Below are 24,694 nucleotides of genomic sequence, written 5' to 3'. Positions count from 1 at the left end.
CCAGCCTCTTACGGCTGGTTTTTTTGTGTCTGAAAACCGAAAACCGGGATTACAGCAGGAACAGCGTCGCCAGGCCGAGGAAGATAAAGAACCCGCCGGTGTCGGTAATTGCCGTAATCATGACGCTTGCACCCACCGCCGGATCTTTGCCGAGTTTGGCCATCGTCATCGGGATAACCACGCCCATTAGCGCGGCGACCAGCAGGTTGAGGATCATCGCCAGCGTCATTACGCCGCCCATCGCCGCATCGTTATACAGCAGCCAGGTTACGCAACCCATTACCCCGCCCCAAACCAGGCCGTTTATCAGCGCTACGCCCAGCTCACGCAGCATCAGGAAGGAGATGTTCCCGGCCTGAATATGCTGCAAAGCAAGCGCCCGCACGATCATCGTAATAGTTTGGTTCCCGGTGTTTCCGCCGATACCGGCAACAATTGGCATCAGGGAGGCCAGCGCCACCAGTTGGGAAATCGTATGCTCAAACAGGCCAATCACGCGGGAAGCGACAAAAGCGGTACACAGGTTTATTGCCAGCCACGCCCAGCGGGTTTTGACGGCCTTGCTCACCGGGGCAAAAACATCCTCTTCGGCGCTCAGGCCGCCCATGCGGCGCAGGTCGCTGTCGGTCTCTTCGTAAACCACGTCAACGATCTCGTCGACCGTTAAGCGCCCCATCAGCTTGCCGGTGCTGTCGATTACCGCGGCGCTGATCAAGTCATCTCGTTCAAAGGTACGAGCGGCCTTTTCATCATGGTCTTCCGGTGCAAAACAGGTCGGATTGTCATCCATCACCTTCAGCACCGGCGTCTGCGGAGGATGCAGCAGGATAGCCGTCAATTCCAGCTCGCCTAATAGCGTTTTATCCCGGCTGGTGACAAAGAGTTTATCGGTGTTTTGAGGGACTTTACCGCGGATACGCAGGTAGCGCTGCACTACTTCCAGCGTCACGTCGGGACGCACGGTGATCACTTCAAAGTCCATGATCGCCCCGACGCTATGTTTATCATAGTGCAGGATGCGGCGAACCTGGGTGCGTTCATTTTGCGGCAACGTTGCCAGCAGGCGGCCCACCAGGTCACGCGGGAGGTATTGAGCAAGGTAAATCTGATCGTCGATATCCAGCGGGCGCAGCGCATTAAGCAGGGCTTTATCGCTCATATCTTCAATCAGGTCATCCCAGAGCGTTTCCGAGGCCTCCACCAGTACGCTACCGCGCCTCTCTTCGGTTATCAGGCTCCACAGCGCCTGACGCTCTTCCGTCGGCAGCGCTTCCAGGACATCGGCGAGATCCGGCGCGGGCAGCCGCCCTACCAGCGTCACTATCTCGGCGATATCCTGTTCGGCGGTTTGCGTTTCGGCAAAGGGTTCTTTAGCCAGAATGCCGCTGGCGACGGCTTTATTAGTTAGCAGGAGTTGAAGAATGCGCGCGCGGTCCAGGTCACGCTCTTTGGTGCTGTATTTCTGAGTAGATGTCATAAATAAACTATTCCCTTGAAACGACGAGTTAGTTTATAGCCTGAGAAGATGAAGAAAACAAAAACCAGCCGTGAATGACTGGTTTTTTTATTTTGTTTAACCGCGCTGAATCAATTGCCGGTTCTTGCGACCGCGTCCCGCGAGGCTTGCTCACGCTCATGGCCGGTAAGCTCGCTAAGCTGCCCCTGACGCATCTCCAGCAAGCGGTCGGCGTGAATAAAGTAATGGTCATCGTGGCTGATGGCGAACACGGTTTTGCCCATTTGCTGCATCAGCGGCAGCAGCACCTGATAGAATTCGCGACGGAAATGCGGGTCCTGATCGGCAGCCCACTCATCCAGCAGGATGATGTCTCGTTCTTCGGCCAGGGCAAGCAGCAGCGCCACGCGCTTGCGCTGCCCTTTCGACAGCTTCAGATTAAGGATGGTGCCGTTTCCCAGCTCCAGCTTATTATTCATCTTCAGGCGTTCAAGCCAGGTGGCAATCAGCCCCGGATTTGCCTCGCTGCCCTGCGGCCCCAGTAGGCGGTCAAACAGCCATACGTCGGTAAACACCGCCGAGAACAGCTTGCGGTAGTCGTTCTGGTTCGCCGCATCAATTTTTTTACCGTCGAGATAAATCGCCCCGCTCACCGGCTGATAGAGGCCGGTTAGCAGCATTGCCAGGGTAGATTTCCCGCTGCCGTTACCGCCAATAAGGAACAGCAGTTCGCCGCGTTTTATCGTGAGGTTAATCGGGCCAACGCTGAAATTATTATCGCCGTACTGGAAAACCACCTCACGCATTTCCAGCTGTTGCCAGCTTTCTGCTTCTTTCGAGCGCGGGAAGGCTTCATCGTATGGGGCCAGATGGAATTTATTCAGCTTGTTGAAAGCAACCTGCGCGCTGAGTAGCGTAGGCAAAGCGCCGACGGCAGAAAGCAGCGGCGTGCGCAGGAACAACAGCGTTAAAGAGAAAGTCGCCGCCACGTTGGTGTCTGACCAGCCAAGACTGTTTGCCATGTAAAACACCAGGCCAATAGCGCCCAGCATCATGATATTTGACCAGTTGACCGCGCTGAGGTGGAAGGTATCGGCGCGGATAATATGGCTGCGGTATTCTGCCGCATGAGGCGTGTAGGTATCTTCATAGACCCGCTCGGCGCGTTCGCGGTTCAGCGCCAGCTCCTTGCGCCCTTCTATCACGGTTTGATAGTCGTTATATAGCTTGTCTTCTATCTCACGCAGCTGCGCCATGTGCTTATAAACGCGGGATACCAGCAGGTAGCCACCAACAATGGTGACCACCAGCCAGACGGTCGTCACCCCCAGCATTTTAGGCGACAGCCAGGCAAGATAGGCCGCCGAGCCAATAGCCAGGATAATGCCTTGAACCAGTTCCGGCAGGCGCACAAAGGCAATAGTAATATTGCGCACGTCGCTGGTTAAGCCCGCCAGCAGCGCCGAGCTACCGAGTTGCTCAACGCGTTCAACGTCGGTGTCCATCAGGCGTTTTATAAATTCGCTACGCAGGCGGAAAACAAAATGGTGGCCGAGCGTGGTTAAAGCCAGCTGCGAGCCGAGCGTTACCACCATTAACAGCAGCAGTAAGCCAAGAAATTCAGGCAGTACCGACAAAGAAATATCGGGCGTTTCAATCAGACGCTGATTAATGAAGGCGATAAGACCGATGCCAAGCGCCGCGCTTACCAGGCTGAGCGCCATAACCATCATAAAAGGCCAGCGATACTGGCGGTAGACCACACGTAGCAGTTCCATCGTTCCACACCTACAAAACAAAACAGCGAGCAGTTTAAACAGCTCGCCGGTCACATCAAGAATAATTCTTATTTTTATTTGTCTTATGAGGCTTTACGGAAGGTCAGGTTGTAGCGGAAGGCATCCGTCAAGGGATGGAAACCGGGTTTGAGCGGCAAAATACCGTGGTAAAAAAGCCGGGAAGCACCGCCCCATACCACGACATCACCGTGCTCCAGCAAGACGCGTTTGAGCGGGTCGCTCCGCTGCAGGCCGCCAAACTGAAATACCGCAGGCAGTCCGAGCGAGACAGAGACAATCGGCTGGCCGAGATTGGGTTCATCCTTGTCCTGATGCAGCGACAGTTTAGTGCCGGGCGCGTAACGGTTAATAAGACACGCATCCGGATCAAAGTTGGGATAACCCGCGGCAAGAGAAGCCCGGTCTGAAAGCGCCCGGAAGGCTGCGGGGATCTGCGGCCAGGGCTGGCCGGTCTGCGAGTCCTTAGAAGAATACAGGTAGCCGTGCTGATTGGTGCTCCAGCCAACGCTGCCGCAGTTGGTCATCGCAACCGACATAATATGCCCTCCGGGGGTGACCATATGGCGGAACGGTGCCTGTTGCGCCAGGCTGTGGATTTCCATCATCAGGGCAGCGGCTTCATCCCGCGCAAAACGGCGTAAAATTGTCGCCCCCTCGGCCAGCGGCTCTTCCCACGGTTCATCCCCGGCAAACAAGTCCAGCATTACTCCTCCTGTCGTTGCGCTTCGTTTTCCAGCAGTTGACGTTTACGCTCCACGCCCCAGCGGTAGCCGGAGAGGCTGCCGTCGTTACGAATAACGCGATGGCAAGGAATGACAATGGCCAGGGTGTTGGCCGCACAGGCTCCGGCCACCGCTCGTACTGCACCAGGCCTGCCGATGCGGGCGGCTAATTCACGATAGCTAACCGTCTCTCCTGGCGGGATAGCCCGCAGAGCCTGCCAGACTTGCTGTTGAAACGCCGTCCCGCGGATATCCAGCGGCAGGTTAAATTCGGTTTCTGGTGCTTCAATAAAGCTCACTACCTGAGCCACGCGGGCGGCAAATTTGTCGTCGCCAGCGGTAAGCAGCGAGCGAGGAAACTCGGCTTCAAGTTCATGGATCAGCGCTTCGGGGCTTTCGCCCAGCAAGATAGCGCAAATTCCACGTTCGCTTTCTGCAACCAGAAACTCGCCCAGCCGACAGCTGCCCACCACAAACTGGATGCTGGCGCTCTCCCCACCACGGCGATACTGGCTGGCGGTCATGCCGAGCGCGGAATCGGCCTGGTGATAAAAGGCGCTGCCGGACTGAAAACCTGCATCATAGATGGCGCGCGTCACCTCTTTGCCCTGGGCAAGCTCCTCGCGCAGGCGGCGTGCCCGGTGGGCTTTTTGCCAGGCGTTTGGCGTTAAGCCGGTGACGCTTTTAAACAGCCGGTGAAAATGGAAGCTGCTCATCGCGACCCGCCCCGCCAGCTCATCCAGCGTTAGCGGAGAGACGCTGGCCTCAATAATACGGCAGGCTTCCTCGATACGCACAACGCGCTGAAGCTCAGGAGCCAGTTTACCCGGCTGGCAGCGTTTACAGGCACGGAAGCCCGCGTTTTGTGCGGCCTCCGGGGTACTAAAAAATTCCGTATTTTCACGCAGCGGGCGGCGGGCGCTACAGGAAGGTCGGCAAAATATACCGGTGGTTTTGACGGCGAAAACAAATTCGCCGTCTGCCCCGGCGTCGCGTGCCTCTACAGCCTGCCAGCGCTGCTGTTGAGTGATGTAATCGTTATGCTGTTTCATGGCTGTAACCTCATGCTTATCGTAACGATACCATCATGGACTGGCTTGCCGGGTGAAAAACCCGCGTTCTTGCTTTTTAATTTTTCTCGCTAAGCAGGAAGGTTTTAAACTGAGGCGACATCCAGCTGCGGAACCCGTCGCCTTCTTTACTGATAAGGTAGACCGCAAGCCCTTCTTTCTCAGCAACCTGTTTCGCCTTTTCCTCACCCAGCACCATCAGCCCGGTATCCCAGCCGTCTGCTTCCATTGCTGTCGGCGCGATAACCGTTGCCGACACCAGTTTATGTTCGATTGGCCGCCCGGTTTGCGGATTGATGATGTGTGAAATACGTTTCCCGTCCAGCTCATAATAGTTGCGATAGCTGCCGGATGTGCTGATGCCGTGACCGTTGACATCCACCATCGCCTGTACCGCATTCTCGCGATCCGTCGGCTTCTGGATAGCCACTCGCCATGCTTTCCCCTGCGGGTTGGTGCCGCGCGTGGTGACAGCGCCCCCAACTGAAACAAGGTAGCGACTAATGCCGCTTTGCTCCATCAGGCGCGCAAGATGATCCGCCGCGTAGCCTTCGCCGATGGTCGAGAGATCGACATACAGGCCGGGCAGATCTTTTTGTAACCATTGCTTCCCGGAAGCGTTAATCACCTTCAGATGCTGTAGCCCGGTCAGCGCTTTCGCGGCGTCTATTTGCGCCTGGTTTGGCGTATGCGGAGGCTGTTTGTCCGGCCCGAATCCCCAAAGGTTGACCAGCGGCCCAACGGTGATATCCATCGCGCCATCGGTCTTTGCTCCAATACGCAGCGCCATAGTAATGATATCGCTCATCGCCTCGCTCACCGGGTAAGGCTCTGTGCTGGCCGACTGGTTAAAAAGCGACAACGCCGACTCTTTTTTCCAGGTCGACATCAGCCAGTCATCACCGTCAAGCTGAGCCTGAATTTTGTCTTTAAGCTGCGCTTGCTGAGCTTTATCCACCCCGGCCAGGCTGACCCGCCAGTAAGTCCCCATGGTTTTACCTTCCAGCACCAGCCCGTTCGCAGCGTCGTTTTGCTGGTTATCACAGCCGACGAGGGCTAAAAGAGCCACGGCAAACCAGCCGCGACGAATAATGCGTAAATCCATGGTGTTTTCTCTCCTGTTTCGGGAGTGCAAGAGTACAACAAAAGGAAAAATCAGGTGAACCGGGCGGCTATTCATTGAGGTTTCAGACATAAAAAAGGCGCCTTTCGGCGCCTTAGATTCACAATCGCGTGGATTAGAACTGGTAAACCAGGCCTACACCCACAACGTCATCAGTAGTGATGCCGGTTGCTTTAGTGAAGTCATTTTTGTCCAGCAGGTTGATTTTGTAGTCAACGTAGGTGGACATGTTTTTGTTGAAGTAGTAAGTCGCGCCAACATCAACATATTTCAGGATATCCTGGCTGCCGTAACCTTCGATGTTCTTACCTTTAGACTGCAGGTAAGCGATGGATGGACGCAGGCCGAAGTCGAACTGGTACTGAGCAACAACTTCGAAGTTCTGAGCTTTGTTAGCGAAGCCAGATTTGTTGATTGCGGTTGCGTTGTAGCTCTGAGTGTACTGAGTAGCCAGGTAGATGTTGTTGGCATCATATTTCAGGCCACCGGTGTAGGTAGTTGCGTCATCACCGTGACCCAGTACGCCAACGCCGTTCTGATCGCTGGTACGTTTAGAGCTGGAAACAGCAGAACCTACGCTGAAGCCTTCGCCCAGAGCATAAGTCAGGGAGCCGCCGAAGCCGTCACCGTTCTGATTTACAATGCTACGGCCGCCATCTTGTTTAGCTTCGCCAGACTGGCTACCGTTTTTACCCTGATACTGCAGAGCAAAGTTCAGGCCATCAACCAGACCGAAGAAGTCGGTGTTACGGTAGGTTGCAACGCCGTTAGCACGAGACTGCAGGAAGTTGTCCGCACCGTAGGTATCGCCACCGAATTCTGGCAGCACGTCGGTCCAGGAAGTTACGTCGTAAACAACGCCGTAGTTACGACCGTAGTCGAAGGAACCTGCATCGCCAAATTTCAGACCAGCAAATGCCAAACGAGTCCACGCCTGATCGCTTGCGCCTTCTTCTTTGTTTGCCTGAACGTTGTATTCCCACTGGCCGTAACCGGTCAGTTGGTCATTGATTTGGGTTTCGCCCTTGAAGCCGAAACGAACGTAAGTTTTGTCGCCGTCAGAGCCTTTGTCATTGGAGAAATAATGCAGACCGTCTACTTTACCGTAGAGGTCTAATTTATTGCCGTCTTTGTTATAAATTTCGGCTGCATTTGCAGCGCCTGCTACCAGCAGAGCCGGTACCAGAAGGGATAGTGCTTTAACTTTCATCTTATTAACCCTCTGTTATATGCCTTATTTTATTTACCACTGCTTACTGATTAACCCTCTAATCAGTCGGCAAATTCATTGTCCAAAACAAACACCGATTAATCCAACAAGAATATGATACGAAAACTATATAGATGTTTCATTTAGCCATATAGATGTATCAAAATGTAAATGCAAGGGAACTTTTTTCAGCACGAATAGCTAATAATATAAGCACGAATAATCAAAAAATAACGACAGTCGATTAAAAACAATGCGTTACGAGCAAATTAAAAAAGTAGCACTGAATGATAATTTTTTTCCCACATTCGGATATAAAATCACTCTCGCTATCATCATTAACTTTATTTATTACCGTCATTCGAATCTGAATGTCCGTTTACCCCTATTAGTACCGGATGCCCGCATCCGGTTTTTTTTTACCTTCCTTTACACAACTTTAATATCCGTGTGCTATCCACGCAATTTATAACGTCTGTTAATCAATCAATCTGCTCTTTTTCTCCCTATTTCATTGTGGATACGGATTTTTCTTAAAGTAGAAATTTTAGGGTGATGCCGATGTACGGAAAAATTATCTGTACACTTCCCGAGCAGCTGTACAAATATCCTGCGTCATTTTTGCGAGAAAGCTTATTTAAGGATTTTTCCTAATAATCAGTCACCTGAAAAACTCGCCGGAACCCCCTATACTGCGTCAGGCTGCCAACAGTAACGATGACGTCACCGCCAGATAAAGGTATTCTTAATGTCGGCATGCGTGAAGGCGCAAAGGCTACACCGCCTCCCCTTTCGGTTGGCGTTCTATAATCCTGGATTGGCGAGGTTTCGCCGGGTTGCATACATATAATGAGCCAGTCTGAGACTACTTCGCTAAATAAGTTTTCGCTGTTTCCCGGCAACATCACACGCTTCTTTTTACTGCTGATAGTCGTTCTGCTGGTGGCGATGGGCGTGCTGGTGCAAAGCGCCGTTAACGCCTGGCTAAAAGATAAAAGCTACCAGATTGTCGATATCACTCATGCGTTACATAAGCGAGTAGAGACCTACCGCTACGCTACCTGGCAAATCTACGACAATATCGCCACCGCACCCGCCGCTTCCGGTGAAGGGCTACAGGAAACGCGCCTGCGCCAGGACGTTTATTATCTCGACAAGCCCCGCAGCAAGACCGAGGCGCTGATTTTTGGCTCCCACGACAGTTCCACCCTGGAAATGACCCAGCGTATCTCCGGCTATCTGGATACGCTTTGGGGTGCGGAAAATAGCCCGTGGTCGATGTATTACCTCAACGGCCAGGACAACAGCATGATCCTGGTCTCCACGCTGCCGCTAAAAGACCTCTCTTCAGGCTTTAAAGATTCCGGCGTGGGCACCATCGTTGACTCGCGCCGCGCGGAGATGCTGCAACAGGCCAATGCCCTGGATGAGCGGGAAAGCTTCTCGCCGCTGCGCAAGCTTAACTGGCAGAACGGCCACTATTTCACCCTGCGCACCACCTTCAACCAGCCGGGCCACCTGGCAACGGTCGTCGCTTTTGATTTGCCTATTAATGACCTTATCCCACCGGCCATGTCGCTGGACAGCCTCCAACTTGAGCCGGACGACCACCAGCTCGCGGCAACAAATGCAGCGGATAAGGACGATCCGGATAGCGTAAGCATCAACTTTAACAGCGCTCGTATCGAAATTACCGCTCCGGTAGCGACCACCCAGCTTCAGCTGGTGTGGCAGGTACCTTTTGGTACGCTGATGATGGATACGCTGCAAAATATTCTGATGCCGCTGCTGCTGAATCTTGCCCTGCTTGGGCTGGCCGTATTCGGCTTTGCCACCTTCCGCCAACAGCCTCAGCGCCAGCCAGAGAGTAATCAGGGCAACGGTGAGCTACAGATCCTGCGCGCGCTGAATGAGGAGATTGTCGCCATTCTTCCGCTGGGTTTGCTGGTTCATGACCTGGATGCCAACCGCACCGTTATTAGCAATAAAATTGCCGACCACCTGCTGCCGCATCTGAATTTGCAGAACATTATTTCGATGGCGGATCAACATCAGGGCGTGATCCAGGCGACGGTGAACAATGAATTGTATGAGATTCGCCAGTTCCGCAGCCAAATAGCTCCTCGCACCCAGATTTTTGTTATCCGCGATCAGGATCGTGAAATTCTGGTGAATAAGAAGCTCAAGCAGGCCCAGCGCCTGTATGAGAAAAACCAGCAGGGACGCGCGGCCTTTATGCAGCACATTGGTGAAGCGCTACAGTTGCCGGCAAAACAGCTCGCCGAGCATGCTGCCAGCATTGCCGACAGCCCCCACCTGCAACTTGCCAACGATGCTCAAACCATCGTGAGGCTGGTGGATGAAATCCAGTTGCTGAATATGCTGGAAGCTGACAGCTGGAAAAGCAGCCCTGGCGAGTTTGCCATTCAGGCGCTTATCGACGAGGTGGCGCTTTCCATGCTGCCTATTATCAAGCGCAAAGGGCTGCAGCTTCTGATAAACAACAACCTGCCTGCCGATGAAAAACGCCACGGTGACAGGGACGTTCTGCGGAAGATCCTTGAACTACTGCTGCACTATTCGGTCACCACCACGCAGATAGGCAAAATCACGCTTGAGATCTGCGAAGAAGAAGCGGGACCGGATCGCCTGCTGTTCCGCGTGCTGGATACCGGCAGCGGAATAGGCGGCGGTGAAGTGGATAACCTGCACTTCCCGTTCCTCAACGAGACCAGCGAAGATCGCTACGGCCAGGCCAACGGGCTGGCGTTCTATCTTTGCGATCGTCTGGCGCGCAAGCTGGGCGGCCACCTGAATATCAAAACGCGCCCGGATATTGGTACGCGCTATAATTTACACATCAGAATGGCCGCTGAACCGCAGCCTGAAGCTCAGGAAGAGAAGCTGCTCGATGACGTGGTAGCGATGCTCGACATCACCTCCAACGAGGTGCGCAGTATCGTAATCCGCATGCTGGAAAACTGGGGGGCCAACTGCATCTCCCCGGATGAAAGATTATCGAGTCAAGAGTTTGATATCTTCCTTACTGATAATCCGTCTAATCTTACTGCTTCGGGCTTGCTTTTAAGCGATGATGAAAACGGGATGCGGAAAATCGCTCCCGGCCAGTTCAGGGTGAACTTTAATATCAGTAACGCCATGCAGGATGCCGTTCTGCAACTGATTGAAAACCAACTGGCGGAGGAAGAAACACCTGACTCGCCTCTGGGCGGCGATGAAAACGCTCAGCTACACGCCAGCGGTTATTACGCGCTGTTTGTCGACACGGTACCGGAAGATGTAAGCAGACTGTATACTGAATCTGCAGCGGGCGACTTTGCCGCGCTGGCCCAGACGGCTCACCGCCTGAAGGGCGTGTTTGCGATGCTTAATTTGGTACCCGGCAAGCAATTATGTGAAACGTTAGAGCATCATATTCGCGAGAGCGATGCTCCCAACATACAAAAATATATCAGCGACATTGATGCTTACGTCAAAAGTCTGCTGTAGCAAGGTAGCCTATTACATGAACAGTATGAACGTAATTATTGCCGACGACCATCCGATTGTTCTGTTCGGCATTCGTAAGTCCCTCGAGCAGATCGAGTGGGTGAATGTTGTTGGTGAATTTGAAGATTCCACAGCACTTATCAATAACTTACCGAAGCTTGAAGCCAACGTCCTTATTACCGATCTCTCGATGCCGGGAGATAAATACGGCGACGGCATCACGCTGATTAAATACATCAAGCGCCACTTCCCGAGCCTGTCGATTATCGTTCTGACCATGAACAACAACCCGGCTATCCTTAGCGCGGTGCTGGACCTGGATATCGAAGGTATCGTGCTGAAACAGGGCGCACCAACCGACCTGCCAAAAGCGCTGGCCGCGTTGCAGAAAGGCAAGAAATTCACCCCTGAGAGCGTTTCACGCCTGCTGGAAAAAATCAGCGCTGGCGGCTACGGGGACAAACGCCTGTCTCCGAAGGAGAGCGAGGTTCTGCGCCTGTTCGCCGAAGGCTTCCTCGTCACCGAGATTGCCCGCAAGCTTAACCGCAGCATTAAAACCATCAGCAGCCAGAAGAAGTCGGCGATGATGAAGCTGGGCGTGGAAAACGATATCGCCCTGCTCAACTATCTCTCTTCCGTGAGCCTGACCCCGGCGGACAAGGAGTAAGCACTCCCCTACCCGGCCCGGAAAGAAAAAGCCCCCGTTTAATCACGGGGGTTTTTTTTATCACTAAGGAAAACTTCACGCATCCCGCGAGCTGCGGACCCGCGCGGCATAAACCGCCAGCGTTTGTTTAATCACATCCAGCGTAACCGGCTTCGACAGGCAGCTGTCCATGCCCGACTCGAGGCAGCGCTGCTTCTCCTCCGCCAGGGCGTTTGCCGTGACGCCAATTACCGGCAGCGTCAGCCCCAGCTGGCGTATACGCTGGGTCAAACGGTAGCCGTCCATGTTCGGCATGTTGACGTCGCTAAGTACGATATCGATATGATTTTTGCTCAGGACATTTAGCGCATCAACGCCGTCGTTCGCCGTTTTACACTGATACCCCAGAGAACCCAGCTGATCTGCCAGCAGACGGCGGTTGATCGGGTGATCGTCCACGACCAGAATCATCATGTCGTCGTTTTGCTCGTCGCTTTCATTTACCGCCGCGAGCGCCGGCAAACTGCCCGGCACCTCAACATCAATACTGTAAATCCGGCCTAACAGCGGCAGCAGCTCGTGCGGAGCGGCAACGCTATGCACCCAGCGACCCGGCTCAAACTCGGCGGGAATACCAATGTGACGACGGCAGAAAACAATCGCCGCCCGCCCGGCCCACGGCGCATCAAGGGTATCATCGGTTATCAGGATATCGTCGCTGCCCGGCGTCTCACCCGCCCAACGCTGGGCCATGAGACCATTGCCGGTCAACAGCGCTTCAAGATAGCTATTCAGATAATCGTTGCGTACCGCCAGCCAGCAGCGCTTGCCCGCCAGCCCTTCAACATTATTTTTCGGCGCAAACTGCGCCTGATAAAGCGGTATACGCACCGTAAACTGGCTGCCCATGCCCGATTCGGTATCCACCGAAATATCGCCGTCCATCATGCTGATAAGCTTTTCACAAATCGCCAGACCCAGTCCGGTGCCCTGGAAGTTACGCTGCACGCCGGTTCCCACCTGGAAGAAGGGATCGAACAGCCGGGTCACCTCTTTGGTCGGAATACCGACGCCGGTATCACGCACGCGGAAGCTCAGATAGTCGCCGTTTACCGAGACGTGCAGAATAATGCAGCCGATGTCGGTGAACTTAATCGCGTTGCTCAGCAGGTTGGAAATAACCTGCTGAAGGCGCATCGGGTCGCCCTGCAATGTCAGCGGCACATCTGAGTCGATAAAGCAGTAAAGTCCGAGCTGTTTACGCACCACTAGCGGTAAATAGTTAGCGGTGATATGGCTCATCACCTCGCGCGGTGAAAACTCGCGCGGCTCGATTTTCAGCTGCTCGGACTCAATTTTAGAGAAGTCGAGAATATCGCTGATAATTTTCAGCAGCAGGCTCGATGAATTGTTCATCGCCGTGACCAGCCTGTCCACGCCCTTCGGTAGCTCTTTGGTTTGCAGCAAATCAAGGTTGCCGATGATGCCGTACAGCGGCGTACGTAACTCGTGGCTGACGGTGGCAAGGAACATCGATTTCGACTGGCTCGCCTGCTCGGAAGCCTGCGCCATCTCCTGCAACGACTCTTCCATCTTCACGCGCGCGCTTACGTCCACCAGCACGCAGATAGCCACGTTTTCATTGCGGTAGCGGGAGTGAACAAAGCTAATTTGCAGATTGGTATGGTTGCTGGTCAGCACGTCCACGAAGTTCACCTGCTGCCCGCAGATAATTTGCGTCAGCCGCTGCCTGTCTTCGTGGGTGAGCATATTGAGGTAGTTATGCGCCAGCTCGTTACTCAGAATATTGGTGCCGTCCTGGGTGCGCAGAATACAAATGCCCACCGGCGCGGAGGCAACAATTTTGCGGTTAAACTGCTCGTGCTCTTCCAGCCGCTGTGCGTCGCTCTCGGCGGGAATAAATATCCGTCGCTCGTACATCCTCGCCAGGGTGAACAGCACAATGCCGACCAATACGTTAAGCAGCAGCGCATTCAGAATAAGCATACGGATACGTTCCAGCACCAGGTCAACCGGCACCGAATAGATAACGCTCAGGGATGAAGGCGGCAGGTTCTTCTTCAATACCAGCGCTTTAAAGCCTGAGGTGTAGCCAAACCATGAACGATCCTGGATCCAGCGATTTTCCGGTTCCACGCGAGATTCCGGGCCGGTCAGAGAAATCAGCGGATGGCCGTTTTCATCAAGAATAGTCACGCCGATAGGCAGCGTTCCGGGAGTAATAAAGTTCTCGATGCGCACCGTCTGCTCAATACCCAGCAGCGCCTGAAGACGCGTGCCCAGGTAAACCGGCGTCAGGGTATAGAAATAGCCAATTCCGGGGCGCGGCCCCTGGCCAATCCAGTAGATGCTGTTGGCGCGCTCATCCTGCGGTGCGGTGCGGTACTTCATGATGCGCTCATGCAGCGTTTTCAGCGCGTTCTCGCGCTCCAGCGGCATATCGCGCAGGCCAAAATCAGCCATGCAAAGATTGTCACCCCCGATCAGAAATACGCGGTTCAGGTCATAAGCGGCGGAGAAGTTGTCGCGCCAGTAGCGCAGGAACCAGGACAGGGATTGTAGCGAGCTACGCCATGTCGCGCTGACCGCCGAGCAGTCCGAGTCAGGAAACAGCGGCATAAACGTTGGCGCATCCGGCTTCGTTTCGCTTTGCTCGAGCGGCGGCAGTACGCCATTCGGGGCGGTGAGACGGTTTTCAGCAATATACTTCAGCTCTTTCACCACATCCGAGGTGCGCTGAATATAGCGCTGGGCCTGGTCAAAGCTGATATTAAATTCCTGACGAATTTCCGACTCTTTATCGTGCAGCGCGTTGACGATGTAAAACACGGAAAACAGCGCAATCAGCAGCCAGAGCAAAAGCGCCAGCGCCCTGAAAAGGTAGCGCGAGATTTTAAGGGTGCTGCGAAAAGAGACGAGATATTTCAAATTTGGCCTGGGCGGTGCGAGAGCGAATAAATTGAGATGCGCTTAAGGTAGCCGCAAAACCTTTGTCCCGCAACGGCAAACAAAAAGGGCCGCCGAAGCGACCCTTTATTGACAGACAATTTCGGATTATTCTTCCGCGTCGTCAGCTACATCATCATCGGCTTCCGCTTCCGGGGCGATTTCATCGTCACCTTCCGCTACGCTACCGTCGATGCTGTCCAGCTCTTCGTCGTCCACCGGCTCGGCCACGCGCTGCAGGCCGACCACGTTCTCATCTTCCGCAGTACGGATGAGGATAACGCCCTGGGTGTTACGCCCAACTACGCTGACTTCCGAAACGCGAGTACGCACCAGCGTACCGGCATCGGTAATCATCATAATCTGGTCGGTATCTTCCACCTGCACCGCGCCGACAACGCTGCCGTTACGCTCGGTGACCTTAATGGAGATAACGCCCTGAGTTGCGCGAGACTTGGTTGGGTATTCCGCAGCCGCGGTACGCTTACCGTAACCATTCTGCGTGACGGTCAGGATTGCCCCTTCGCCGCGTGGAATAATCAGGGAAACAACTTTGTCTTCGCCCGCCAACTTGATGCCGCGAACGCCTGTTGCGGTTCGGCCCATGGTACGAACGGCGTCTTCTTTGAAGCGCACCACTTTACCTGCGGCTGAGAACAGCATGGCTTCGTCGCTACCGTTGGTCAGGTCAACGCCAATCAGTTCATCGCCATCGTTAAGGTTAACGGCGATGATACCGGCAGAACGCGGACGGCTGAAATCGGTCAGCGCGGTTTTCTTCACGGTGCCGCTTGCGGTAGCCATAAAGACGTTAACCCCTTCGGCGTACTCGCGCACCGGCAGAATAGCCGTAATACGTTCATTCGCTTCCAGCGGCAGCAGGTTGACGATTGGACGGCCACGCGCGCCACGGCTCGCTTCCGGCAGCTGATAGACCTTCATCCAGTACAGACGACCACGGCTGGAGAACAGCAGAATGGTGTCGTGGGTGTTGGCCACCAGCAGGCGGTCGATAAAGTCTTCTTCTTTAATACGGGCGGCGGACTTACCTTTGCCCCCGCGGCGCTGAGCTTCATAGTCGGTCAGCGGCTGATACTTCACATAGCCCTGGTGAGACAGGGTGACCACCACGTCTTCCTGGTTGATCAGATCTTCAATGTTAATATCGGCGGTGTTGGCGGTGATTTCGGTGCGACGATTATCGCCGAACTGATCGCGCATCGCTTCCAGCTCTTCGCGAATCACTTCCATCAGGCGCTCGGCGCTGCCAAGAATATGCAGCAGCTCGGCAATTTGCTCCAGCAGCTCTTTATACTCATCGAGCAGTTTTTCGTGCTCAAGGCCGGTCAGTTTCTGCAAACGCAGATCCAGAATCGCCTGAGCCTGCTGCTCGGTGAGGAAGTATTTGCCGTCGCGGATGCCAAATTCAGGCTCCAGCCACTCAGGGCGCGCCGCGTCGTCACCGGCGCGTTCCAGCATCGCGGCAACGTTACCCAGATCCCACGAACGAGCAATCAGGCCAGCTTTCGCCTCTGCGGCGTTTGGCGAGTTGCGAATCAGCTCGATGATCGGGTCGATGTTCGCCAACGCGATAGCCAGACCTTCGAGGATGTGGGCGCGATCGCGGGCTTTACGCAGCTCGAAAATGGTACGACGGGTCACCACTTCGCGGCGGTGACGCACGAAGGCAGAAAGGATATCTTTCAGGTTCATTATCTTCGGCTGGCCATGGTGCAGTGCCACCATGTTGATACCGAAGGAAACCTGCAGCTGAGTCTGCGAATAAAGGTTATTGAGCACCACTTCGCCAACGGCGTCGCGTTTAATCTCAATGACGATGCGCATACCGTCTTTATCAGACTCGTCGCGCAGCGCGCTGATGCCTTCAACGCGTTTGTCTTTCACCAGCTCGGCGATTTTCTCGATCAGGCGTGCTTTGTTAACCTGGTACGGAATTTCGTGAACGATGATGGTTTCGCGGCCGGTTTTGGCGTCGGCTTCGACTTCCGCGCGGGCGCGAATATAAATTTTGCCACGGCCGGTGCGGTAGGCTTCTTCAATCCCACGGCGGCCGTTAATGATGGCGGCGGTCGGGAAGTCTGGCCCAGGGATGTGTTCCATCAGCCCTTCAACGCTGATGTTCTCGTCTTCGATATAAGCGAGGCAGCCGTTGATGACTTCGGTAATGTTGTGCGGCGGAATGTTGGTCGCCATCCCAACTGCGATACCGGATGAACCGTTTACCAGCAGGTTAGGAATTTTGGTCGGCATAACGTCTGGAATTTTTTCGGTGCCGTCGTAGTTATCGACGAAATCAACCGTATCTTTTTCCAGGTCGGCCATCAGTTCGTGGGCGATTTTCGACATACGGATTTCCGTATAACGCATCGCTGCGGCGGAGTCGCCGTCTACCGAACCGAAGTTACCCTGGCCGTCAACCAGCATGTAACGCAGGGAAAATGGCTGTGCCATACGGACGATGGTGTCATAAACCGCGGTGTCACCATGAGGGTGATATTTACCGATTACGTCACCAACAACACGGGCGGATTTTTTATATGCTTTGTTCCAGTCATTGCCCAATACGTTCATCGCGTAAAGTACGCGACGGTGTACCGGCTTAAGTCCATCTCGGACATCTGGCAGTGCGCGGCCGACAATAACCGACATCGCATAATCCAGATAGGAGCTCTTCAGCTCTTCCTCAATGTTGACCGGCGTAATTTCTCTGGCAAGGTCGCTCATGTAACCGCTATCCCTCTAGTGTTTTCCCGGATTCAAAGGTCGCAAATTATAACACATGCGGCACTCTGTGGGGAAACCGGAACGCATTTGTCGACGCTTTATTCGCACCGCCAGCCTGATATACTGCCCGCCTCAACATCTGCAAGGAGTCACCGCTGTAATGAATGCTGAAAACCAACCGGTTATGCAGAACGTCGACCACGATGAAATCGCCAAATTTGAAGCTGTTGCTTCGCGCTGGTGGGATCTTGAAGGCGAATTTAAGCCGCTGCATCGCATCAACCCGCTGCGTTTGGGCTATATCAATCAGCGCTCCGGCGGTCTATTCGGCAAAACCGTGCTGGATGTCGGCTGCGGCGGCGGTATTCTGGCAGAAAGCATGGCGCGTGAAGGGGCCAATGTTACGGGCCTGGATATGGGCTTTGAACCGCTTCAGGTCGCTCGCCTTCATGCGCTGGAAAGCGGAATCAAAGTCGATTATGTCCAGGAGACGGTTGAGCAGCATGCAGACAAACACGCGGGAAAGTACGACGTCGTGACCTGTATGGAAATGCTGGAACATGTGCCAGACCCGCAGTCGGTGGTTCGCGCCTGCGCTCGCCTGGTAAAGCCCGGCGGCCACGTCTTCTTCTCAACCATTAACCGCAACGGCAAAGCCTGGCTGATGGCGGTTGTCGGGGCGGAATACGTGATGCGCATGGTGCCAAAAGGCACCCACGACGTGAAGAAGTTCATCAAACCGGCCGAGCTATTAGGCTGGGTCGATCAGACTCCGCTGCGCGAGCGCCATATTACCGGGCTACATTTCAATCCGCTGACCAACAAATTCAAGCTGGGTCCAGGGGTAGATGTTAATTATATGCTGCATACTGAAGCATAAATCGGCATATCGTATAAGCATTGATTATCGATAATTGCGCGCGACCGGTTGCGCAATTATCGATAGAGTTTAAGAAATCAGCACCCGATCAAAATTTTCATTTTTTTTGCATCCCATTGACAATTCCCTCAGGCCTTACGTGACGTGGACTTAGGAAAAAAGCCCCCCGCTGAACATCATTTTATTGCCGAAATCAATACTTGTACTGAACGGATTCCTTACTAGAATACTCACCATCTAGTGACCATTTTGTCACCCACCCCCTATATGTAGTATTTATCCACAGAGTTAGTCACAGGCTGACGGGTGTGCATAAATCAGGGGAAAACTCATCTCACGGACAGGTAAAACTCACATGAATCAGAGTCTGCTGGTTACCAAGCGCGATGGCAGCAAAGAGCGCATCAATCTGGACAAAATCCATCGAGTGCTCGACTGGGCCGCTGAGGGGCTGAACAACGTTTCCGTTTCTCAGGTAGAGCTGCGTTCCCACATCCAGTTTTATGACGGCATCAAAACCTCTGACATTCATGAAACCATTATTAAGGCCGCTGCCGACCTGATTTCCCGCGACGCGCCGGACTATCAGTATCTCGCCGCACGTCTGGCGATTTTCCACCTGCGTAAAAAAGCCTACGGCCAGTTCGAGCCGCCGAAGCTTTACGATCAGGTGGTTAAAATGGTTGAGCTGGGCAAATACGATCAACATCTGCTGGAAGACTACACGGAAGAAGAGTTCAAGCAGATGGACGATTTCATCGATCACTGGCGTGATATGAACTTCTCCTACGCGGCCGTTAAGCAGCTGGAAGGCAAATATCTGGTGCAGAACCGCGTCTCCGGCGAAATCTACGAGAGCGCGCAGTTCCTTTACATCCTGGTAGCCGCCTGCCTGTTCTCCGGCTACCCGCGTGAAACCCGCCTCAGCTACGTCAAGCGTTTCTATGATGCGGTTTCCACTTTCAAAATTTCCCTGCCTACGCCGATCATGTCCGGCGTGCGCACCCCGACTCGCCAGTTCAGCTCCTGCGTACTGATCGAGTGCGGCGACAGCCTGGACTCCATTAACGCGACGTCCAGCGCTATTGTGAAATACGTTTCCCAGCGTGCAGGCATCGGTATTAACGCCGGCCGCATCCGTGCTCTGGGTAGCCCTATCCGCGGCGGTGAAGCGTTCCACACCGGCTGTATCCCGTTCTACAAGCACTTCCAGACCGCGGTTAAGTCCTGCTCTCAGGGCGGCGTGCGCGGCGGGGCTGCGACTCTGTTCTACCCAATGTGGCACCTGGAAGTCGAAAGCCTGCTGGTACTGAAAAACAACCGCGGCGTTGAAGGCAACCGCGTGCGTCATATGGACTATGGCGTGCAGATTAACAAACTGATGTATACCCGCCTGCTTAAGGGCGAGGACATCACTCTGTTCAGCCCGTCCGACGTCCCGGGGCTGTACGACGCGTTCTTCGCCGACCAGGAGAAGTTCGAGAGCCTGTACACTAAATATGAGAAAGACGACAGCATCCGCAAACAGCGCGTGAAGGCGGTCGAGCTGTTCTCCCTGATGATGCAGGAACGCGCCTCTACCGGCCGTATCTACATCCAGAACGTTGACCACTGTAACACCCACAGCCCGTTCGACCCGGCAATTGCTCCGGTTCGCCAGTCCAACCTGTGCCTGGAAATCGCCCTGCCGACCAAGCCGCTGGACGATGTGAACGACGAAAACGGCGAAATTGCGCTCTGCACCCTCTCCGCATTCAACCTGGGCGTTATCAACAGCCTGGACGATCTGGAAGAGATGGCCGTGCTGGCGGTTCGCGCTCTGGACGCCCTGCTCGACTACCAGGATTACCCAATTCTGGCGGCTAAACGCGGCGCAATGGGCCGCCGTACGCTGGGTATTGGCGTGATCAACTTCGCCTATTACCTGGCAAAACATGGCGTACGTTATTCCGACGGCAGCGCCAATAACCTGACGCACAAGACCTTCGAAGCCATTCAGTATTATCTGCTGAAAGCCTCTAACGAGCTGGCAAAAGAGCAAGGTGCCTGCCCGTGGTTCAACGAAACCACCTACGCCAAAGGCATCCTGCCGATCGACACCTACAAGAAAGATTTGGATGCGATCAGCAACGAGCCGCTGCACCTGGACTGGGAAGCGCTGCGTGAGTCCATCAAAACTCACGGCCTGCGTAACTCCACGCTCTCTGCACTGATGCCGTCTGAGACCTCTTCGCAGATCTCTAACGCCACCAACGGCATCGAGCCACCGCGCGGCCATATCAGCATTAAAGCCTCGAAAGACGGTATCCTGCGCCAGGTGGTGCCTGATTACGAGCGTCTGAAAGATAATTACGAGCTGCTGTGGGAGATGCCGAATAACGACGGTTACCTTCAGCTGGTTGGCCTGATGCAGAAGTTTATCGACCAGTCGATCTCCGCCAACACCAACTATGACCCGACGCGCTTCCCGTCTGGTAAAGTACCGATGCAGCAGCTGCTGAAGGACTTGCTCACCGCCTATAAATTTGGCGTGAAGACCCTTTACTATCAAAACACCCGCGACGGGGCCGAAGATACCCAGGATGACCTGGCACCTTCTATCCAGGACGATGGCTGCGAAAGCGGCGCTTGCAAAATCTAACGCTTAATCCCCTCGCAAGAGGGGATTTTTTCGACGCATCATAGGATTTGACCTCATGGCCTATACCACTTTTTCACAGACAAAAAACGATCAGCTCGCCGAACCGATGTTCTTTGGCCAGTCGGTTAACGTCGCGCGCTACGATCAGCAAAAATATGACATCTTTGAAAAACTGATTGAGAAGCAGCTCTCCTTCTTCTGGCGCCCGGAAGAAGTGGACGTCTCCCGCGACCGCATCGACTTCCAGGCGCTGCCGGAGCACGAGAAGCACATCTTTATCAGCAACCTGAAGTATCAGACGCTGCTGGACTCCATCCAGGGCCGCAGCCCGAACGTGGCGCTGCTGCCGCTGATCTCTATTCCTGAACTGGAAACCTGGGTGGAAACCTGGGCGTTTAGCGAGACCATTCACTCCCGCTCTTACACCCACATCATCCGTAACATCGTTAACGATCCGGCGATTGTGTTTGACGATATCGTCACCAATCAGGAGATCCTCAAGCGTGCCAAAGATATCTCCGGCTACTATGACGATCTGATCGAGATGACCAGCTACTGGCATCTGCTGGGCGAAGGCACCCATACCGTGAACGGTAAAACCGTCACCGTTAACCTGCGCGCCCTGAAAAAACAGCTCTATATCTGCCTGATGAGCGTTAACGCCCTGGAAGCCATTCGCTTCTATGTCAGCTTTGCCTGCTCCTTCGCTTTTGCAGAGCGCGAGCTGATGGAAGGCAATGCCAAAATCATCAAGCTTATCGCCCGCGACGAAGCCCTGCACCTGACCGGCACTCAGCACATGCTGAACTTGATGCGCAGCGGCGAAGACGACCCGGAAATGGCCGAGATCGCCATCGAATGCCGCCAGCAGTGTTATGACCTGTTCGTGCTGGCCGCCCAGCAGGAAAAAGAGTGGGCGGACTACCTGTTCCGCGACGGCTCGATGATTGGCCTGAACAAAGACATTCTCTGCCAGTATGTTGAGTACATTACCAACATCCGCATGCAGGCCGTTGGCCTTGATTTGCCGTTCCAGACCCGCTCAAACCCAATTCCATGGATCAACGCCTGGCTGGTTTCCGACAACGTGCAGGTTGCGCCGCAGGAAGTTGAGGTCAGTTCCTATCTGGTTGGTCAGATAGATTCCGAGGTCAATACCGACGATCTGAGCGACTTCCAGCTGTAAGTTATGGGCCGTATTACGCTAAGCATTACCGGCGCACATCTCATTAGCGAAGAGGAACACCCTTCGCTACTGGCCGCGCTGGAGTCACACAAAGTCTGCGTTGAGTATCAGTGCCGGGAAGGTTATTGCGGCTCATGCCGGACTAAGCTGCTGGCAGGTGAAGTGCAATGGCTGACCGAGCCGCTGGCCTTTATTCAGCCCGGCGAGATCCTCCCCTGCTGCTGCAAAGCGCGGGGAGATATCGAACTCGAGATGTGAAGATATGAAAAAGGCCGCTAAGCGGCCTTTTTATTTACTACTGCTGTTTTTTAAGGAACTGCACGCCCTTGTCGGGGAAGTCGGTAAATAAGCCGTCCACGCCCGCTTTGTTATAAAGCACGTCATACAGCTGATTTACGTCGCTCACGTAATCCGGCAGCGCATCCGCCCTTACCGTATAAGGATGTACCGTCAGCTTGCTGGCGTGCGCCTCGGTAACCATATCGGTCAGCCTGACGTGGCCTTTCTTCGAGTCCTTTTCCACCAGCATGTGATAGTCGGGGCCGATGCCGTCGGCATACTGCGCAATCTGCTTCATGGCGCCCGGCTTGAACATCCAGTCATAGCTGTAGTTGGCCCACTTCCCGTCCGCCTGCTTCTCCTGGGTTTCATTCCAGTCGGTATAGGCAATCAGCTGTACCAGCTTCAGGTCCATGCCCATCTTCGGCTCAAGCTGGTTCTTAATGCGCTTCAGCTCGGCGGCGTCAAAGCATTGCAGGTAAACCTTGTCCTGCTTGCCGGTGTAGCCGTACTGCTTGAGCACCTCCAGCGTTTTAGCCGCGATGTCCTTGCCTTCCTGATGATGGAACCACGGAGCCTTAATCTCGGGGTAAATGCCAATATTGTGCCCGGTGGAGTGGTTCAGCCCCTGGATAAACTCAATCTCTTCCTCAAAGGTATGCACGCGGAAGTCGGACTTGCCCATCGGGAAGCGGCCAGGGTAAGTCTGCACCTGCTTGCCGTTAACGATATCGAAGCCTTCGGTAAATTTCAGCGACTTGATTTCGGCAAGCGTAAAGTCGATGGCGTAGTAACGCCCGTCTTTACGCGCTCTGTCAGGGAAGCGCTGGGCCACGTCGGTGACCCTGTCCAGATAGTGGTCATGCAGCACCACCAGCCGGTCATCTTTGGTCATTACCAGATCTTGCTCAAGGTAGTCCGCCCCCTGAGCGTAGGCCATGGCCTTAGCCGGTAAAGTATGCTCCGGCAGGTAGCCGCTGGCTCCCCGGTGGGCAATAACGATTTTGTCCGCCGTCTGGGCAAATGCGGCGCTGGTTGCCACCAGCACTACGCCCGCCAGCAGGGATTTTGCAATCAGTTTCATTTCGCTCTCCTTAGCCGTTCTTCAGCAGTTTTTCATCATGCTGTTTACGTTCGCCAATCATCACCACAATCAGCAACAACACCGCCAGCACGCTACCGCCAATCATGACGATGAACCCGCCGTCCCAGCCGAAGAAGTCAACGGTATAACCCACAATGGCGCTGGCCGCTACCGACCCGCCAAGATAGCCGAACAGGCCGGTAAAGCCCGCCGCCGTACCGGCGGCCTTTTTAGGTGCCAGCTCAAGCGCATGCAGGCCGATAAGCATCACCGGGCCATAAATCAGGAAGCCGATGATTATCATACAGGCCATATCCACGCCCGGATTACCCGCAGGATTGAGCCAGTAAACCACGGTGGCGATGGTCACCAGAATCATGAAGAACACGCCGGTTGCGCCGCGGTTGCCCTTAAAGACTTTGTCCGACATCCAGCCGCACAGCAGCGTGCCCGGAATGCCCGCATATTCGTACAGGAAATAGGCCCAGGAGGATTTATCCAGCGCAAAATGCTTCACTTCTTTCAGGTAGGTCGGTGACCAGTCCAGAATGCCGTAACGCAGCAGATAGACAAACACGTTGGCAATAGCGATGTACCACAGCAGGCGGTTCGGGAACACGTACTGCATGAAGATCTGCTTCGCGGTTAACTCTTCTTCCGCTTTATCGTTGTAATCCGTTGGGTAGTCGTTTTTGTACTCTTCAATCGGCGGCAGGCCGCAGGATTGCGGAGTATCACGCATCAAGCCAAACGCAACAATGGCCACAAAAATGGCGGCAAAAGCAGGCATATAAAGCGCCGCATGCCAGTCGTTAAACCACGCCATGCCCAGCATAAACAGCAGCGGAGGAATACCGCCGCCGACGTTATGGGCGCAGTTCCAGACCGAAACAATCCCGCCGCGCTCCTTCTGCGACCACCAGTGAACCATGGTACGCCCGCACGGCGGCCAGCCCATTCCCTGGAACCATCCGCACAGGAACAGCAGCACGAACATGCCCGCGATGCTTGACGTTGCCCACGGCACAAAGCCCATAAACAGCATCACCGCCGCAGCGAGTATTAAACCGGCAGGCAGGAAAACGCGCGGGTTCGAGCGGTCAGAGACCGACCCCATGATGAATTTCGAAAACCCGTAGGCGATGGAAATCCCGGATAGAGCAAAACCGAGGTCGCCGCGCGAGAAGCCCTGATCAATTAAATAAGGCATCGCCAGCGTGAAGTTTTTTCTTACCAGATAGTAAGCGGCGTAACCGAAGAAGATGCCCATGAAGATCTGCCAGCGCAGGCGGCGATAGTGCGGGTCTATCTGCTCCTCTGGCATACGCGCTTTATGCGCTGCGGGTTTGAAGATACTTAACATACGTGCCTCCGTG

16 protein-coding genes are annotated in these 24,694 nt (G+C 54.4%); 6 read left to right on the top strand and 10 right to left on the bottom strand.

The window, feature by feature from the left end; translation table 11 throughout:
• Window positions 1–49: 49 nt before the first annotated feature.
• The 6 genes from mgtE to FOC35_RS15635 form a co-directional block, all read right to left on the bottom strand.
• Window positions 50–1,477, bottom strand: coding sequence for a magnesium transporter (gene mgtE, locus FOC35_RS15660; RefSeq protein WP_016537391.1), 1,428 nt, complete (start codon window positions 1,475–1,477; stop codon window positions 50–52).
• Between the two features lie 110 nt (window positions 1,478–1,587).
• Window positions 1,588–3,234 carry a multidrug ABC transporter permease/ATP-binding protein gene (locus FOC35_RS15655; RefSeq protein ID WP_172569411.1) on the bottom strand — a complete coding sequence of 549 codons (1,647 nt, stop codon included), beginning with the start codon at window positions 3,232–3,234 and terminating at the stop codon, window positions 1,588–1,590.
• 83 nt (window positions 3,235–3,317) lie between these two features.
• Complete coding sequence (gene alkB / locus FOC35_RS15650) at window positions 3,318–3,959, bottom strand: DNA oxidative demethylase AlkB (RefSeq protein WP_172569410.1); 642 nt, start codon at window positions 3,957–3,959, stop codon at window positions 3,318–3,320.
• Window positions 3,959–5,029, bottom strand: a complete 1,071-nt coding sequence (gene ada, locus FOC35_RS15645) for a bifunctional DNA-binding transcriptional regulator/O6-methylguanine-DNA methyltransferase Ada (RefSeq protein ID WP_172569409.1) — start codon at window positions 5,027–5,029, stop codon at window positions 3,959–3,961. Before ada ends, alkB begins: the two co-directional genes overlap by 1 nt.
• A 76-nt stretch (window positions 5,030–5,105) precedes the next feature.
• Entirely contained in the window at window positions 5,106–6,152 is a 1,047-nt protein-coding gene (apbE, locus tag FOC35_RS15640) for an FAD:protein FMN transferase ApbE (RefSeq protein WP_172569408.1), read from the bottom strand.
• A 133-nt stretch (window positions 6,153–6,285) separates the two neighbouring features.
• Window positions 6,286–7,380 (bottom strand): porin OmpC, encoded by a 1,095-nt coding sequence (locus tag FOC35_RS15635; RefSeq protein WP_016537396.1) that lies wholly within the window; start codon window positions 7,378–7,380, stop codon window positions 6,286–6,288.
• Window positions 7,381–8,229: 849 nt separating this feature from the next.
• Between FOC35_RS15635 and rcsD the strand changes: the two genes are divergently transcribed.
• Window positions 8,230–10,890, top strand: coding sequence for a phosphotransferase RcsD (gene rcsD / locus FOC35_RS15630; protein WP_172569407.1), 2,661 nt, complete (start codon window positions 8,230–8,232; stop codon window positions 10,888–10,890).
• A gap of 16 nt (window positions 10,891–10,906) precedes the next feature.
• Entirely contained in the window at window positions 10,907–11,557 is a 651-nt protein-coding gene (rcsB, locus tag FOC35_RS15625; RefSeq protein WP_016537399.1) for a response regulator transcription factor RcsB, read from the top strand.
• A 75-nt stretch (window positions 11,558–11,632) separates the two neighbouring features.
• Here the strand turns inward: rcsB and rcsC are convergent, their stop codons facing one another.
• Window positions 11,633–14,485, bottom strand: coding sequence for a two-component system sensor histidine kinase RcsC (rcsC, locus tag FOC35_RS15620; protein ID WP_172569406.1), 2,853 nt, complete (start codon window positions 14,483–14,485; stop codon window positions 11,633–11,635).
• Between the two features lie 126 nt (window positions 14,486–14,611).
• Window positions 14,612–17,248 (bottom strand): DNA topoisomerase (ATP-hydrolyzing) subunit A, encoded by a 2,637-nt coding sequence (gene gyrA / locus FOC35_RS15615; protein WP_172569405.1) that lies wholly within the window; start codon window positions 17,246–17,248, stop codon window positions 14,612–14,614.
• A 160-nt stretch (window positions 17,249–17,408) separates the two neighbouring features.
• Here gyrA and ubiG point away from each other — a divergent pair, with 160 nt between their 5' ends.
• The 4 genes from ubiG (at window position 17,409) to yfaE (ending at window position 22,213) form a co-directional block, all read left to right on the top strand.
• Window positions 17,409–18,128: a bifunctional 2-polyprenyl-6-hydroxyphenol methylase/3-demethylubiquinol 3-O-methyltransferase UbiG gene (gene ubiG, locus FOC35_RS15610; RefSeq protein ID WP_016537403.1), complete on the top strand. Its 720-nt coding sequence runs from the start codon at window positions 17,409–17,411 to the stop codon at window positions 18,126–18,128.
• Window positions 18,129–18,483: 355 nt separating this feature from the next.
• A complete protein-coding gene (gene nrdA, locus FOC35_RS15605; RefSeq protein WP_016537404.1) occupies window positions 18,484–20,769 on the top strand; it encodes a class 1a ribonucleoside-diphosphate reductase subunit alpha in 2,286 nt (761 codons plus the stop codon).
• 55 nt (window positions 20,770–20,824) lie between these two features.
• On the top strand, window positions 20,825–21,955 hold the full coding sequence (gene nrdB, locus FOC35_RS15600; RefSeq protein ID WP_172569404.1) for a class Ia ribonucleoside-diphosphate reductase subunit beta: 1,131 nt from the start codon (window positions 20,825–20,827) through the stop codon (window positions 21,953–21,955).
• Window positions 21,956–21,958: 3 nt separating this feature from the next.
• The gene (gene yfaE / locus FOC35_RS15595) at window positions 21,959–22,213 is read left to right on the top strand and encodes a class I ribonucleotide reductase maintenance protein YfaE (protein WP_016537406.1); all 255 of its coding nucleotides are present in this window, start codon (window positions 21,959–21,961) and stop codon (window positions 22,211–22,213) included.
• A 37-nt stretch (window positions 22,214–22,250) separates the two neighbouring features.
• Here the strand turns inward: yfaE and glpQ are convergent, their stop codons facing one another.
• A complete protein-coding gene (glpQ, locus tag FOC35_RS15590) occupies window positions 22,251–23,318 on the bottom strand; it encodes a glycerophosphodiester phosphodiesterase (RefSeq protein WP_172569403.1) in 1,068 nt (355 codons plus the stop codon).
• Between the two features lie 10 nt (window positions 23,319–23,328).
• A complete protein-coding gene (gene glpT, locus FOC35_RS15585) occupies window positions 23,329–24,681 on the bottom strand; it encodes a glycerol-3-phosphate transporter (RefSeq protein WP_039899370.1) in 1,353 nt (450 codons plus the stop codon).
• Between the last annotated feature and the right edge of the window lie 13 nt (window positions 24,682–24,694).

Source organism: Cedecea sp. FDAARGOS_727, from assembly GCF_012273235.1.
Taxonomy (GTDB): Bacteria; Pseudomonadota; Gammaproteobacteria; order Enterobacterales; family Enterobacteriaceae; genus Cedecea; species Cedecea davisae.
Note: the sequence above shows the minus strand (reverse complement) of the source record. Positions and strands in the feature narration are given on the sequence as shown.

What these genes read in the sequence shown, in the direction of transcription:
- gyrA (WP_172569405.1), bottom strand. Translation starts at nt 17,248, where the DNA reads ATGAGCGACCTTGCCAGAGAAATTACGCCGGTCAACATTGAGGAAGAG.
- glpQ (WP_172569403.1), bottom strand. Translation starts at nt 23,318, where the DNA reads ATGAAACTGATTGCAAAATCCCTGCTGGCGGGCGTAGTGCTGGTGGCA.
- yfaE (WP_016537406.1), top strand. Translation starts at nt 21,959, where the DNA reads ATGGGCCGTATTACGCTAAGCATTACCGGCGCACATCTCATTAGCGAA.
- apbE (WP_172569408.1), bottom strand. Translation starts at nt 6,152, where the DNA reads ATGGATTTACGCATTATTCGTCGCGGCTGGTTTGCCGTGGCTCTTTTA.
- FOC35_RS15655 (WP_172569411.1), bottom strand. Translation starts at nt 3,234, where the DNA reads ATGGAACTGCTACGTGTGGTCTACCGCCAGTATCGCTGGCCTTTTATG.
- glpT (WP_039899370.1), bottom strand. Translation starts at nt 24,681, where the DNA reads ATGTTAAGTATCTTCAAACCCGCAGCGCATAAAGCGCGTATGCCAGAG.
- mgtE (WP_016537391.1), bottom strand. Translation starts at nt 1,477, where the DNA reads ATGACATCTACTCAGAAATACAGCACCAAAGAGCGTGACCTGGACCGC.
- rcsB (WP_016537399.1), top strand. Translation starts at nt 10,907, where the DNA reads ATGAACAGTATGAACGTAATTATTGCCGACGACCATCCGATTGTTCTG.
- nrdA (WP_016537404.1), top strand. Translation starts at nt 18,484, where the DNA reads ATGAATCAGAGTCTGCTGGTTACCAAGCGCGATGGCAGCAAAGAGCGC.
- nrdB (WP_172569404.1), top strand. Translation starts at nt 20,825, where the DNA reads ATGGCCTATACCACTTTTTCACAGACAAAAAACGATCAGCTCGCCGAA.
- rcsD (WP_172569407.1), top strand. Translation starts at nt 8,230, where the DNA reads ATGAGCCAGTCTGAGACTACTTCGCTAAATAAGTTTTCGCTGTTTCCC.
- ubiG (WP_016537403.1), top strand. Translation starts at nt 17,409, where the DNA reads ATGAATGCTGAAAACCAACCGGTTATGCAGAACGTCGACCACGATGAA.
- ada (WP_172569409.1), bottom strand. Translation starts at nt 5,029, where the DNA reads ATGAAACAGCATAACGATTACATCACTCAACAGCAGCGCTGGCAGGCT.
- alkB (WP_172569410.1), bottom strand. Translation starts at nt 3,959, where the DNA reads ATGCTGGACTTGTTTGCCGGGGATGAACCGTGGGAAGAGCCGCTGGCC.
- FOC35_RS15635 (WP_016537396.1), bottom strand. Translation starts at nt 7,380, where the DNA reads ATGAAAGTTAAAGCACTATCCCTTCTGGTACCGGCTCTGCTGGTAGCA.